Genomic DNA, 12,617 nt, shown 5'->3' on the forward strand with positions numbered 1-12,617 from the left:
CTCTCCTTACTTACGGCCTTTACGCTGCTGCTTTTTAGGTTGAGCAGCCGGTTCCGGTTGTTCAACAGCAGCCATACCACCCAGGATCTCACCTTTGAAGATCCATACCTTAACGCCGATTACACCATAAGTGGTGTGCGCTTCAGAGGTGTTGTAGTCAATGTCAGCACGCAGTGTGTGCAATGGCACGCGACCTTCACGATACCATTCGGTACGTGCGATCTCGGCGCCACCCAGACGGCCGCTAACTTCGACTTTAATACCCTTCGCGCCAAGACGCATGGCGTTCTGAACTGCACGCTTCATAGCACGACGGAACATCACACGACGCTCCAGCTGTGAAGTGATGCTGTCAGCTACCAGTTTCGCGTCCAGTTCCGGCTTGCGGACTTCGGCGATATTAATCTGTGCAGGAACGCCAGCGATATTCGCGACGACCGTGCGCAGTTTTTCTACATCTTCGCCTTTCTTACCGATAACGATGCCCGGACGAGCGGTGTGAATAGTCACACGGATGCTCTTCGCTGGACGCTCGATAACGATACGAGAGACAGATGCTTTAGCCAGTTCTTTAGTCAAAAACTGACGTACTTTAAAATCGCTGTCCAGGTTGTCAGCGAATTCTTTGGTGTTCGCAAACCAGGTAGAGTTCCATGGTTTTACAATACCCAGGCGAATACCATTAGGATGTACTTTCTGACCCATTGCTAGTCTCCAGAGTCTCAGCGATCGGACACAACCACAGTAATGTGGCTGGTGCGCTTCAGGATGCGATCTGCACGACCTTTGGCACGCGGCATAATGCGTTTCATGGTCGGACCTTCATCAACGAAAATTTTCGTGATTTTCAGATCGTCGATATCAGCGCCATCGTTGTGTTCGGCGTTAGCAATGGCAGATTCCAGAACTTTTTTGACCAGTACAGCCGCTTTCTTATTGGTGTAGGTCAAAATGTCCAGTGCCTGCGACACTTTCTTACCGCGAATCAGGTCAGCAACAAGGCGAACCTTCTGAGCAGAAGAACGAGCGTGGCGATGTTGAGCTAAAGTTTCCATCTCTTCCTCCTACTTATTTCTTCTTGGCTTTTTTATCAGCCGCGTGACCGCGATAAGTACGTGTCGGCGCGAATTCACCCAGTTTGTGACCAACCATTTCGTCGGAAACAAAGACAGGAACGTGCTGACGACCATTATGGACAGCGATGGTCAAACCGATCATGTTAGGAAAGATCGTTGAACGACGGGACCAAGTGCGCAAAGGCTTCTTGTCACCGCTTTCCACCGCTTTCTCTACCTTCTTCAGCAAGTGCAGGTCAATAAAAGGACCTTTCTTGAGAGAACGTGGCATGGCTTATCCTCTAATATTATTTGCTACGGCGACGTACGATAAACTTATCGGTACGCTTGTTGCTACGGGTCTTCTTACCTTTGGTCTGAACGCCCCACGGAGTTACCGGGTGCTTACCAAAGTTACGACCTTCACCACCACCGTGCGGGTGATCAACTGGGTTCATCGCGGTACCACGAACGGTAGGACGAACACCACGCCAACGGGCTGCACCAGCTTTACCCAGAACGCGCAGCATATGCTCAGCGTTGCCGACTTCGCCCAGTGTTGCGCGGCAGTCAGACTCGACTTTACGCATTTCACCTGAACGCAGACGCAGGGTAACGTAAGAACCTTCACGCGCAACGATCTGCACGTAAGCACCGGCTGAGCGAGCAATCTGACCGCCTTTGCCTGGTTTCATTTCTACGTTATGCACGGTTGAACCCACCGGGATGTTACGCATCGGCAGAGTGTTACCTGCTTTAATCGCAGCATCAACGCCAGATTGGATCTGGTCGCCGGCTTTCAGGCCTTTAGGGGCCAGGATGTAACGGCGCTCGCCGTCTTTGTACAGAACCAGTGCGATGTTCGCAGAGCGGTTCGGATCGTACTCAAGACGTTCAACAACTGCCGGGATACCGTCTTTGTTGCGTTTGAAGTCAACAATACGATAAGCCTGCTTGTGACCACCACCGATATGACGGGTAGTGATACGACCATTGTTGTTACGGCCACCGGATTTGCTGTTTTTTTCTACCAGCGGGGCAAATGGTTTGCCCTTGTGCAGCTCCGCGTTTACCACTTTAACTACATGGCGACGACCCGGAGATGTCGGTTTACATTTAACAACTGCCATTGTCTTTCTCCTCCGACTTACTCAGCGCCGCCAGCGAAGTCCAGATTCTGGCCTTCTTTCAGGGTGACGTAAGCTTTTTTCCAGTCGCTACGACGACCGATACGCTGTCCTTGACGCTTAACTTTGCCCTTAACTACCAGGGTGTTTACGTCTTTAACTTCTACTTCGAACAGTTTCTCAACAGCAGCAACGATCTCTGCTTTGGTCGCGTCATTAGCAACTTTGAGAACGATGGTATTGGTTTTTTCCATCGCGCTAGATGCTTTTTCAGATACGTGCGGCGCGCGCAGTACTTTCAGCAGACGTTCTTCACGGATCATGCCAGCATCTCCTCAACTTGCTTAACTGCATCAGCAGTCATAACGACTTTGTCGAAGGCGATCAGGCTAACTGGGTCGATACCGGATGCATCACGTACGTCAACCTTGTACAGGTTGCGCGCAGCCAGGAACAGATTCTCATCCAGTTCACCGGTGATGATCAGCACGTCTTCCAGAGCCATGTCTTTCAGTTTCTGTACCAGCAGCTTGGTTTTCGGTGCTTCTACAGCAAATGATTCGACAACGATCAGACGATCTTGACGTACCAGTTCGGACAGGATGCTTTTCAGCGCGCCGCGGTACATCTTTTTGTTAACTTTTTGACTGTGGTCCTGCGGCTTCGCAGCAAAGGTCACACCACCTGAACGCCAGATTGGGCTCTTTACAGAACCTGCACGCGCACGGCCGGTGCCTTTTTGACGCCATGGCTTTTTGCCTGAACCGGTTACTTCGGCGCGAGTTTTCTGCGCGCGAGTACCCTGGCGGGCGCCAGATGCGTAAGCAACAACAACCTGGTGAACCAGCGCTTCGTTGAAATCACGACCGAAGGTAGTTTCGGAAACAGTCAGCGCGCTCTGCGCGTCTTTCAATACTAATTCCATTGCTATCCCCTTACGCCTTCACAGCTGGTTTAACGATCAGGTCGCTACCGGTAGCACCGGGAACTGCACCTTTAACCAGCAGCAGGTTGCGCTCAGCGTCAACACGTACTACGTCCAGACTCTGAACGGTTACGCGCTCATTACCCAGCTGACCTGCCATTTTCTTGCCTTTGAACACTTTGCCCGGAGTCTGGTTCTGACCGATAGAACCCGGAACGCGGTGAGACAAGGAGTTACCGTGAGTAGCGTCCTGGGTACGGAAGTTCCAGCGCTTAACGGTACCGGCGAAACCTTTACCTTTAGAGGTACCGGTTACGTCAACTTTCTTAACTTCAGCGAAAATCTCAACGCTGATGCTCTGACCTACAGAGTATTCTTCACCTTCAGCGGTGCGGAATTCCCACAGGCCACGGCCAGCTTCAACGCCAGCTTTAGCAAAATGACCAGCTTCAGGTTTGGTCACACGGTTTGCTTTTTTAGCACCGGTGGTAACCTGAATTGCCTGGTAACCATCGTTTTCCAGGCCTTTGACCTGAGTAACGCGGTTCGCTTCAACTTCGATTACGGTGACGGGGATAGAAACGCCATCTTCAGTGAAGATGCGGGTCATGCCCACTTTTTTACCGACTAAACCAATCATTGTTTCAACCTCTCAATCGCTCGATGACCTGATTAACCCAGGCTGATCTGCACGTCAACACCGGCAGCCAGATCCAGACGCATCAGAGCATCAACGGTTTTTTCAGTTGGCTCAACGATGTCTACCAGACGCTTGTGAGTGCGGATTTCGTACTGATCACGCGCATCTTTGTTAACGTGCGGAGAGATCAGAACAGTAAAACGCTCTTTGCGGGTTGGCAGCGGGATTGGACCACGAACCTGCGCACCAGTGCGCTTGGCGGTCTCAACGATTTCCGCGGTTGATTGATCGATCAGACGATGATCAAACGCTTTAAGACGGATACGGATTCTTTGGTTCTGCATGAGACCAGAGCTCCAAACTTTTTATAGACGAAAAAAATTACTACTCGAGCCCATTACGATTGATGGGAGAGTGTAATCGTTCAGCATATAACTCCACAATTGGGAGTATTGTCAGGCGGCCTAAATTTCAGCCGTCTGCGATTCTGCTCGAATCGCGCCTGCAATATCTGCAGGCCCGCGCATTATACGTAAATCTGTTCAGGAAGCAACCCGTGTTGAGGTTTTACCCATTAAATTGTGGCCGGTTCGTGAAGCGTGCGTCGCATTGCACTGCCGTAACGCTGATAAATCAGTTATTCAGTTGTGAGTCTGTTTCCGCCCTTCTTCATTCATAGGTGACACAGAACCCGTTGCCCACGAGAGTGCATCTAACCTTTCGTCCGGAGCATAATCATGTCGCCCACTCTGATAACTCACATTGCTGCACTCGCAGGCGGAGGTGCATTGGGAAGCTTTCTTTCGCTGACCAGCCAGCGCTTCACCCCCGCCCTCTCACCCGCTCAATGGTTTGCCCTACTCTGCTTTCCGGGCTCGCACTGTAATCATTGCCAGCAGCGCCTGCTGTGGCGAGATGCGCTGCCGTTAATAAGCTGGCCTGGCTTAAAAGGGCGGTGTCGCTTCTGTCATCGCGCGTTCGGCGCAGAAAGCGTTGTCATTGAATGGCTGTTTGCCCTACTGTGCCTGCTGGTGCTGCAGAGTTTTGACCACTCTGCGGAGGCTATTTTTATTATTACTGCCTCCGGCCTCTTGCTGCTCGTGGCTGCCATCGATCGTCGCCACTTCTGTATACCTGACCCGCTCAATTATCTGCTGCTCTGGTCTGGATTATTCCATGCCACGCTGTCCGGAACCGAAACAACGGCGATATGGGGTGCTGTGGCGGGCTACTGTGCGTTGTGGCTGCTCGCCTGGAGCTATCGGCAGATGCGGGGGTACGAGGGATTAGGTTATGGCGATATCAAGCTCTTCGCAGCGTTAGGTGCCTGCTGTGGCTGGCAGGCATTACCCTGGATTGCGTTGGGTGCCACCGTTATGGCGCTGACGTCGATCGTGATGCTGCAACTGCGGGGTTTTATTCAGGGGGACAGCCCGCTGCCGTTTGGCCCTTTCCTGGCCATTGCGGGCTGGGTAGCGATAGTACTGCAGACCCGATTCACTCTTGTTTGATTTGAGCCTGCAGATAGTTCTGGATGCCCATCTTCTGGATTAACTCAAGTTCCGTCTCAATCCAGTCGATGTGATGTTCCTCATCAGCCAGGATTTCAATCATCATGTCACGGCTGACATAGTCATGCACTTTGTCAGCATAGGAGATAGCTTCACGAAGGTCTTTCGCGCCCTCCAGCTCCAGATTCAGGTCTGAACTCAGCATCTCTTCAACATCTTCACCGATACGGAGCCGTCCCAGATCCTGAAGATTTGGGATCCCTTCAAGGAAAAGAATACGCTCAATATATTTATCGGCATGTTTCATCTCATCGATTGATTCATGGTATTCCACATCATTGAGGCGCGTCAGACCCCAGTTTTTGAACATGCGCGCATGAAGAAAGTACTGATTGATAGCAACCAGTTCATTTCCAAGCAGTTTATTGAGATGACTGATAACTTTGATATCGCCCTTCATTGTTAACCCTCCGCGTCTGGTTTATTAGAGCGTAGATGCGGTTAAAAAGAAGTCAAAAAAACGCGACAGATATTGTGGGTATTCACGCACCGATCGTCGGTCAGGCTATCTCTTTGTAGAGTGGTGCATGCTGCATCTCTTCATCCATAATTTCACGCGCAGCACGAATACATTTGCCGCATTGCTTGCCGACCGGCACAAGCTGGCGCAGTTGCTGAATAGATTTGGGCTGATAGCGACGCACGACTTCACGAAGGGTTTTATCACTGATGGCATTACACAGGCAGACGTACATTGATTCATCACTCGGGTACATTTTCTGTACACAGTGTAAATGCGAATCGTTTTTATTTCAAACCCACCCTTTGCAGGGTTATGGCGTTTTCAGAGCAAAAAAAAAGAGCACCGAAGTGCTCTTTTTACTGTGTTGCAGTGGCCATTTACACAGCCACAGCAGATATCACAATTAAGCGATAACTTTAGCAACAACACCCGCGCCAACGGTACGGCCGCCTTCGCGGATTGCGAAGCGCAGACCTTCGTCCATTGCGATTGGGTGGATCAGGGTAACAACCATTTTGATGTTGTCGCCTGGCATTACCATTTCAACGCCTTCTGGCAGCTCTACTGAGCCGGTTACGTCAGTTGTACGGAAGTAGAACTGTGGACGATAGCCTTTGAAGAACGGAGTATGGCGACCACCTTCGTCTTTAGACAGAACGTAAACTTCTGACTCGAACTGGGTGTGCGGCTTGATTGAGCCTGGCTTAGCCAGAACCTGGCCACGCTGGATGTCTTCACGCTTGATACCGCGCAGCAGAACACCACAGTTTTCGCCTGCCTGACCCTGGTCCAGCAGCTTACGGAACATCTCAACACCGGTACAGGTTGATTTCACAGTATCTTTGATACCCACGATTTCAACTTCGTCGCCGACTTTAACGATGCCGCGCTCAACACGACCGGTTACAACGGTACCACGGCCAGAGATTGAGAATACGTCTTCGATTGGCAGCAGGAACGGCATGTCGATCGCACGCTGTGGCTCTGGGATGTAGTTGTCCAGATGCTCAGCCAGTTCGATGATTTTCGCTTCCCACTCTGGGTTGCCTTCCAGCGCTTTCAGAGCAGAACCACGAACGATTGGAGTGTCGTCGCCTGGGAAGTCATATGCTGACAGCAGGTCACGAACTTCCATCTCTACCAGTTCCAGCAGCTCTTCATCATCAACCATGTCACACTTGTTCAGGAACACGATGATGTAAGGAACGCCAACCTGACGACCCAGCAGGATGTGCTCACGGGTCTGTGGCATTGGGCCATCAGTCGCAGCAACAACCAGGATCGCGCCGTCCATCTGCGCAGCACCGGTGATCATGTTTTTCACATAGTCGGCGTGGCCTGGGCAGTCAACGTGCGCATAGTGGCGAGTCGGGGTTTCATACTCAACGTGTGAAGTGTTGATGGTGATACCACGTGCTTTCTCTTCTGGTGCGTTATCGATCTGATCGAATGCACGAGCCTGGCCGCCGTAAGTTTTAGACAGTACGGTGGTGATAGCTGCAGTCAGGGTGGTTTTACCGTGGTCGACGTGACCGATGGTGCCCACGTTTACGTGCAGTTTGTTACGCTGAAATTGCTCTTTCGCCATGGCGATAATTCCTTACGTTGTGCCTTCACCATCTGGGTGAAGGCATCAGTTCAAATTTAAACCGTAGCTTATTTGCTACGAGCTTCAATAACGGCCTGCGCTACGTTGTTTGGCGCATCGTCATACTTCAGGAACTCCATGGAGTAAGAAGCACGACCTTTGGTCAGAGAACGCAGCTGAGTTGCGTATCCGAACATCTCAGACAACGGAACTTCAGCGTGAATCTGAACGCCAGTAGCGTTAGATTCCTGCCCTTTGAGCATACCACGACGACGGCTAAGGTCACCGATGACATCACCCGTGTTCTCTTCTGGCGTTTCAACTTCAACCTTCATGATAGGTTCAAGCAGAACAGGTGTCGCTTGTTTAAAGCCTTGTTTGAAGGCAAGAGACGCGGCCAGTTTAAACGCCAGTTCTGAGGAGTCGACATCGTGGTAAGAACCGAAGTGCAGACGCACGCCCAGATCCACAACCGGGTAACCAGCCAGAGGGCCTGATTTCAGCTGCTCCTGGATACCTTTGTCAACCGCAGGGATGTATTCACCAGGAATCACACCACCTTTGATGTCGTTGACAAATTCGTAGCCTTTCGGGTTCGAACCTGGCTCCAGTGGGTACATGTCGATAACAACATGACCATACTGACCACGACCACCAGACTGCTTGGCGTGTTTACCTTCAACATCGGTAACTTTGTTGCGAATCGCTTCACGGTAAGCAACCTGTGGTTTACCCACGTTTGCTTCAACGTTGAACTCACGCTTCATACGGTCAACGATGATGTCGAGGTGCAATTCACCCATACCGGCGATGATGGTCTGGTTAGATTCTTCATCAGTCCATACGCGGAATGATGGGTCTTCTTTTGCCAGACGGCCCAGAGCCAGACCCATTTTTTCCTGGTCAGCTTTGGTTTTTGGCTCAACGGCGATAGAGATTACCGGCTCCGGGAACTCCATGCGCTCAAGGATGATGACGTTATCTGGGTCACACAGGGTGTCACCAGTGGTCACATCTTTCAGGCCGATCGCAGCTGCGATATCACCCGCACGAACTTCTTTAATCTCTTCACGCTTGTTAGCGTGCATCTGAACGATACGGCCCAGACGCTCACGGTTTGACTTAACCGGGTTGAACACGGTGTCACCCGTGTTAACAACACCAGAGTAAACGCGGAAGAAGGTTAAGTTACCCACGAACGGGTCGGTAGCGATTTTGAACGCCAGTGCAGCAAACGGCTCGTTGTCATCAGAGTGACGAACAGCCGGCGTGTCTTTACCGTCGTCCAGCATACCGTTGATCGCGGTAACGTCAGTCGGTGCTGGCAGATATTCAACAACTGCATCCAGCATCGCCTGAACACCTTTGTTCTTAAATGCAGAACCACAGGTTACCAGGATAATTTCGTTGTTCAGAACACGCTTACGCAGAGATGTTTTGATCTCTTCTTCAGTCAGTTCTTCACCACCGAAGAATTTCTCCATCAGCTCATCAGAGCCTTCAGCAGCGGCTTCAACCAGCTTCGCATGCCATTCTTCAGCCAGTTCCTGCATATCAGCTGGAATATCTTCGTAGACGAAGGTTACACCCTGGTCTGCGTCGTTCCAGTTGATTGCTTTCATTTTCACCAGGTCAACAACACCGGTGAATTTCTCTTCTGCGCCGATAGCCAGCTGCAGAGGAACTGGAGTTGCGCCCAGACGAACTTCCATCTGTTTAACAACTTTCAGGAAGTTAGCACCCATGCGGTCCATTTTGTTAACGAACGCAATGCGTGGAACTTTATATTTGTTAGCCTGACGCCATACGGTCTCAGACTGTGGCTGAACGCCACCAACTGCACAGTAAACCATTACCGCGCCATCAAGCACACGCATAGAACGTTCAACTTCGATGGTGAAGTCAACGTGTCCTGGGGTGTCGATAATGTTTACGTGGTGTGGTTCAAACTGCTTGGCCATACCAGACCAGTAACAGGTGGTCGCAGCGGAGGTGATGGTAATACCACGTTCCTGTTCCTGCTCCATCCAGTCCATGGTTGCTGCGCCGTCATGTACTTCACCGATTTTGTGGTTTACACCGGTGTAGAACAGAACGCGTTCGGTAGTGGTAGTCTTACCGGCGTCGATGTGCGCACTGATACCGATATTACGGTAGCGGGCAATGGGTGTTTTACGAGCCATTTGATTCCTCTGATTCTCGGACGTTCAAGGTAAGTCGACCCCAGCGGGTTGGCTGATTGAGCGCCCGCTGGTTTAACAACTACGTGGTGATTACCAACGGTAGTGTGCGAACGCCTTGTTGGCTTCTGCCATGCGGTGAACGTCTTCACGTTTCTTAACTGCTGTACCTTTGTTCTCTGCAGCATCAGAAAGTTCGTTCGCCAGGCGAAGAGCCATTGATTTATCACCGCGTTTACGAGCAGCATCTACGATCCAGCGCATTGCCAGAGCATTACGACGAACCGGACGGACTTCTACTGGTACCTGATAAGTAGAACCACCAACGCGACGTGACTTAACTTCGACAGTCGGACGCACGTTTTCCAGGGCTACTTCAAAAGATTCCAGCGCGTTTTTACCTGAACGCTGAGCCAGGGTCTCAAGCGCGGTATAAACGATTGATTCTGCAGTAGATTTTTTACCATCTACCATCAGGATATTTACAAATTTGGCCAGCAGCTCTGATCCGAACTTAGGATCTGGCAGAATTTTACGCTGACCAATGACGCGACGACGTGGCATGGAAATACTCCGTTGTTAATTCAGGATTGTCCAAAACTCTATGAGTTTATTATGACATTTAATTTAAAACGTTTGGCCTTACTTAACGGAGAACCATTAAGCCTTTGGCTTCTTCACGCCGTACTTGGAGCGAGCCTGCTTACGGTCTTTAACACCTGAGCAGTCAAGCGCGCCACGAACGGTGTGGTAACGCACACCTGGCAGGTCTTTTACACGACCGCCACGGATCAGGATCACGGAGTGTTCCTGCAGGTTATGACCTTCACCACCAATGTAGGAGGTAACTTCAAAACCGTTGGTCAAACGCACACGGCAGACTTTACGCAGTGCGGAGTTTGGTTTCTTAGGAGTGGTGGTGTACACACGAGTACAAACGCCACGTTTTTGCGGGCAAGCTTCCAGCGCCGGCACGTTGCTCTTTGCAACTTTGCGGACGCGTGGTTTGCGAACCAGCTGGTTAACTGTTGCCATTAAATAGCTCCTGGATTTGCTTTTGCTTCGTAAACACGTAATAAATCGCCTCGTAGAATTACGAGGAGGCAGAATTTTAGGGCTGAGTCAAAGGGGTGTCAAGAAATAACCAGGTTTTAGCCGATTACCAGACCATTTGTTGCTGATGCCTGATCGTTAGCGTGACAAACCCAGTATAGTCTACTGACTGCACACGGGTCGAAATTTGTCCAGCGAGACCGCGAGCCTGGACATCTTCGTCCAGCACCCAGAGCGTCGCTTCGCTCTCTGACAGTCGCATCAATGCGTGGCTGCCAGCTATAGCGGCCAGCACGCCATCCTGCAACAGCAGCAGGTCATCACCAGCACCCGCCATTAAAAGCAGGCTCTCAAGGTCACAGTGTGCCGGTGAGTGCAGTAACGTATGCAGCATTAACGTCTCTTAAAAAGTAAGAATGCGATCGTAGCTGGCCAGCGTCTGTCGCAGTGCCGGCGCGTCCAGTAGCGTAACATCCAGCAACCGGTCAGCGTCAACCTCTAATCCACGCGCTATCAGCGATGTCCGGCAGAGATAGCAGTGTTCAATCTCATACAGTGCCAGCACGCCAAAGGTCGCGGCATAGTGACGGCTCTTAATCGTCTCAGGTTGCTGGTGCAGATTAAGCTGCAGCACGCCATCACCGATAAAAAACAGGCCGATATCCTCACTGAGCGCGCCCGTGGCCAGCGCGGCATCCAGCCCCTCACGTCCTGCGCTGCTGCCGTGCGGCGCCCGGGTAAAGACAAACGCGACCCGATTCATCAGAACTGCACCATGCGTTCACAGCTCAGCGCCGCTTCCGCCAGCGCGCCCAGCCCGCTCAGGGTAAAGCCCGGCTGCAGGTTACTGCCCGCCAGCTGGAGTCGTGCCGCTTCCTGCTGGTCGCTGACGCCACGACGCAGCGCGGCCGCCACACAAATATTCAGTGCCACACCCTGCTCCTGATGCAATGTCTGCCATGCGCGCACCAGATCAAACTCATCACTGGCGGGCGACGTCAGTTGGTTAGCGTTCAGCACCCCTTCGCGATAGAAGAAAACACTGTCAAGCTGATGGCCTGCCGTCAGCAGTGCGCAGGCAAACAGCCAGGCACTGGTCGCCTGTTGCGTACCGTAAGCCGGGCCGGTGACCAGCAGGGTGTAACGCATTACCGCTCCTGCCCCTGGAAGTCGCCATTTTTGAACTGACGGATGTAGAGATAGACGGTGTGTTTGGAAATATTCAGCCGATCGGCCACCTGGTTGATGGCATCCTTGATGTCGAAGATCCCCTTCTCATACAGGTTCAGCACAATCTGACGATTCTTGGCGTTGTTCGATACATTACGGTCAGCACTCACCTCTTCAATGGTGAACTCCAGCGTCTGCATCACCAGATCGTCTACCGAACTGGCGAAGTTGACGTTGGAGTCAACCTGCTGCATCTCGGGCGGCATAAAGGTCGACATGATCTGTGAGAACGGCACATCAAGGTTCATGTTGATGCAGAGCAAGCCAATGACCCGTTGCTGACGGTTACGAATCGCAATCGTGACTGATTTCATCAGTACGCCGCTTTTAGCACGTGTGAAGTAAGCACGGGAGACATTACTGTCCGCACCATGCATATCATGCAGCATACGCAGGGCTAAATCGGTAATAGGCGAACCGACTTTACGTCCAGTGTGTTCACCATTAGCGATACGCACGGCCGAACACTTAAGATCTTCAAGCGAATGCAGGACAATTTCACAATGCGAACCGATCAACATCGCCAGGCCATCCACGACAGCCTCGTACGATTTCAGAATATCGTAATCACTTTGTTCGAACGGGCGCTGCTCCAGAAGATCGAAGTCGCTCAGTTCACCCGGATTGAATGGATTAGACATTGAAGAGTATCACCCTGAATGGCTGGAGCCTGTCACAGCGGCTTATGGGCAGACTCAATATTGGGATAATTAGGCAGGCATTAGTCTGGCAAATGTCGTCGGCTTATGCCAGAGGTTTGTCGTGAAGCCGAAATGAAACCGCCG

At 51.5% G+C, this 12,617-nt stretch carries 19 protein-coding genes; 1 reads left to right on the forward strand and 18 read right to left on the reverse strand.

Features of this window, described 5'->3' with window-relative positions; genetic code table 11:
- Positions 1 to 6 precede the first annotated feature (6 nt).
- Genes rpsC through rpsJ form a run of 8 tightly spaced genes read right to left on the reverse strand, consistent with a single transcriptional unit; the run spans position 7 to position 4,091 of the window.
- The gene (rpsC, locus tag LC417_RS17950) at positions 7 to 705 is read right to left on the reverse strand and encodes a 30S ribosomal protein S3 (protein WP_009087585.1); all 699 of its coding nucleotides are present in this window, start codon (positions 703 to 705) and stop codon (positions 7 to 9) included.
- Positions 706 to 722: 17 nt separating this feature from the next.
- Complete coding sequence (rplV, locus tag LC417_RS17955; protein ID WP_008927136.1) at positions 723 to 1,055, reverse strand: 50S ribosomal protein L22; 333 nt, start codon at positions 1,053 to 1,055, stop codon at positions 723 to 725.
- Positions 1,056 to 1,068: 13 nt separating this feature from the next.
- Positions 1,069 to 1,347 (reverse strand): 30S ribosomal protein S19, encoded by a 279-nt coding sequence (rpsS, locus tag LC417_RS17960; RefSeq protein ID WP_001138115.1) that lies wholly within the window; start codon positions 1,345 to 1,347, stop codon positions 1,069 to 1,071.
- A 16-nt stretch (positions 1,348 to 1,363) separates the two neighbouring features.
- The gene (rplB, locus tag LC417_RS17965; protein WP_008927137.1) at positions 1,364 to 2,185 is read right to left on the reverse strand and encodes a 50S ribosomal protein L2; all 822 of its coding nucleotides are present in this window, start codon (positions 2,183 to 2,185) and stop codon (positions 1,364 to 1,366) included.
- A gap of 17 nt (positions 2,186 to 2,202) precedes the next feature.
- Positions 2,203 to 2,505 (reverse strand): 50S ribosomal protein L23, encoded by a 303-nt coding sequence (gene rplW, locus LC417_RS17970; protein WP_003850708.1) that lies wholly within the window; start codon positions 2,503 to 2,505, stop codon positions 2,203 to 2,205.
- A complete protein-coding gene (gene rplD, locus LC417_RS17975) occupies positions 2,502 to 3,107 on the reverse strand; it encodes a 50S ribosomal protein L4 (protein ID WP_003850711.1) in 606 nt (201 codons plus the stop codon). The genes rplW and rplD overlap by 4 nt, the downstream gene beginning before the upstream one ends.
- 10 nt (positions 3,108 to 3,117) lie before the next feature.
- The gene (gene rplC / locus LC417_RS17980) at positions 3,118 to 3,747 is read right to left on the reverse strand and encodes a 50S ribosomal protein L3 (protein ID WP_003850712.1); all 630 of its coding nucleotides are present in this window, start codon (positions 3,745 to 3,747) and stop codon (positions 3,118 to 3,120) included.
- A gap of 32 nt (positions 3,748 to 3,779) precedes the next feature.
- The gene (rpsJ, locus tag LC417_RS17985; RefSeq protein ID WP_001181005.1) at positions 3,780 to 4,091 is read right to left on the reverse strand and encodes a 30S ribosomal protein S10; all 312 of its coding nucleotides are present in this window, start codon (positions 4,089 to 4,091) and stop codon (positions 3,780 to 3,782) included.
- 393 nt (positions 4,092 to 4,484) lie between these two features.
- Between rpsJ and LC417_RS17990 the strand changes: the two genes are divergently transcribed.
- Positions 4,485 to 5,258: an A24 family peptidase gene (locus LC417_RS17990; protein WP_122890136.1), complete on the forward strand. Its 774-nt coding sequence runs from the start codon at positions 4,485 to 4,487 to the stop codon at positions 5,256 to 5,258.
- Here the strand turns inward: LC417_RS17990 and bfr are convergent.
- From bfr to LC417_RS18040, 10 genes are all read right to left on the reverse strand, one after another.
- A complete protein-coding gene (gene bfr / locus LC417_RS17995) occupies positions 5,245 to 5,718 on the reverse strand; it encodes a bacterioferritin (protein WP_010253012.1) in 474 nt (157 codons plus the stop codon). The genes LC417_RS17990 and bfr overlap by 14 nt on opposite strands.
- A gap of 100 nt (positions 5,719 to 5,818) precedes the next feature.
- Positions 5,819 to 6,013: a bacterioferritin-associated ferredoxin gene (bfd, locus tag LC417_RS18000; protein WP_010671585.1), complete on the reverse strand. Its 195-nt coding sequence runs from the start codon at positions 6,011 to 6,013 to the stop codon at positions 5,819 to 5,821.
- Positions 6,014 to 6,184: 171 nt separating this feature from the next.
- On the reverse strand, positions 6,185 to 7,369 hold the full coding sequence (gene tuf / locus LC417_RS18005; RefSeq protein WP_010253018.1) for an elongation factor Tu: 1,185 nt from the start codon (positions 7,367 to 7,369) through the stop codon (positions 6,185 to 6,187).
- Positions 7,370 to 7,437: 68 nt separating this feature from the next.
- Positions 7,438 to 9,552: an elongation factor G gene (fusA, locus tag LC417_RS18010; protein ID WP_010253020.1), complete on the reverse strand. Its 2,115-nt coding sequence runs from the start codon at positions 9,550 to 9,552 to the stop codon at positions 7,438 to 7,440.
- A 90-nt stretch (positions 9,553 to 9,642) separates the two neighbouring features.
- Positions 9,643 to 10,113, reverse strand: a complete 471-nt coding sequence (gene rpsG / locus LC417_RS18015) for a 30S ribosomal protein S7 (protein ID WP_003852909.1) — start codon at positions 10,111 to 10,113, stop codon at positions 9,643 to 9,645.
- 96 nt (positions 10,114 to 10,209) lie between these two features.
- On the reverse strand, positions 10,210 to 10,584 hold the full coding sequence (rpsL, locus tag LC417_RS18020; protein ID WP_003852912.1) for a 30S ribosomal protein S12: 375 nt from the start codon (positions 10,582 to 10,584) through the stop codon (positions 10,210 to 10,212).
- Between the two features lie 124 nt (positions 10,585 to 10,708).
- Positions 10,709 to 10,996 carry a sulfurtransferase complex subunit TusB gene (tusB, locus tag LC417_RS18025; RefSeq protein ID WP_033768100.1) on the reverse strand — a complete coding sequence of 96 codons (288 nt, stop codon included), beginning with the start codon at positions 10,994 to 10,996 and terminating at the stop codon, positions 10,709 to 10,711.
- A 9-nt stretch (positions 10,997 to 11,005) separates the two neighbouring features.
- Positions 11,006 to 11,365: a sulfurtransferase complex subunit TusC gene (tusC, locus tag LC417_RS18030; protein ID WP_010253027.1), complete on the reverse strand. Its 360-nt coding sequence runs from the start codon at positions 11,363 to 11,365 to the stop codon at positions 11,006 to 11,008.
- Positions 11,365 to 11,751, reverse strand: a complete 387-nt coding sequence (gene tusD, locus LC417_RS18035) for a sulfurtransferase complex subunit TusD (RefSeq protein ID WP_010671584.1) — start codon at positions 11,749 to 11,751, stop codon at positions 11,365 to 11,367. Before tusD ends, tusC begins: the two co-directional genes overlap by 1 nt.
- Complete coding sequence (locus LC417_RS18040; protein ID WP_010253029.1) at positions 11,751 to 12,473, reverse strand: transcriptional regulator; 723 nt, start codon at positions 12,471 to 12,473, stop codon at positions 11,751 to 11,753. Before LC417_RS18040 ends, tusD begins: the two co-directional genes overlap by 1 nt.
- Between the last annotated feature and the right edge of the window lie 144 nt (positions 12,474 to 12,617).

The sequence above is a fragment of the Pantoea sp. OVA07A genome (assembly GCF_019969975.1).
Classification (GTDB): Bacteria; Pseudomonadota; Gammaproteobacteria; order Enterobacterales; family Enterobacteriaceae; genus Pantoea; species Pantoea agglomerans.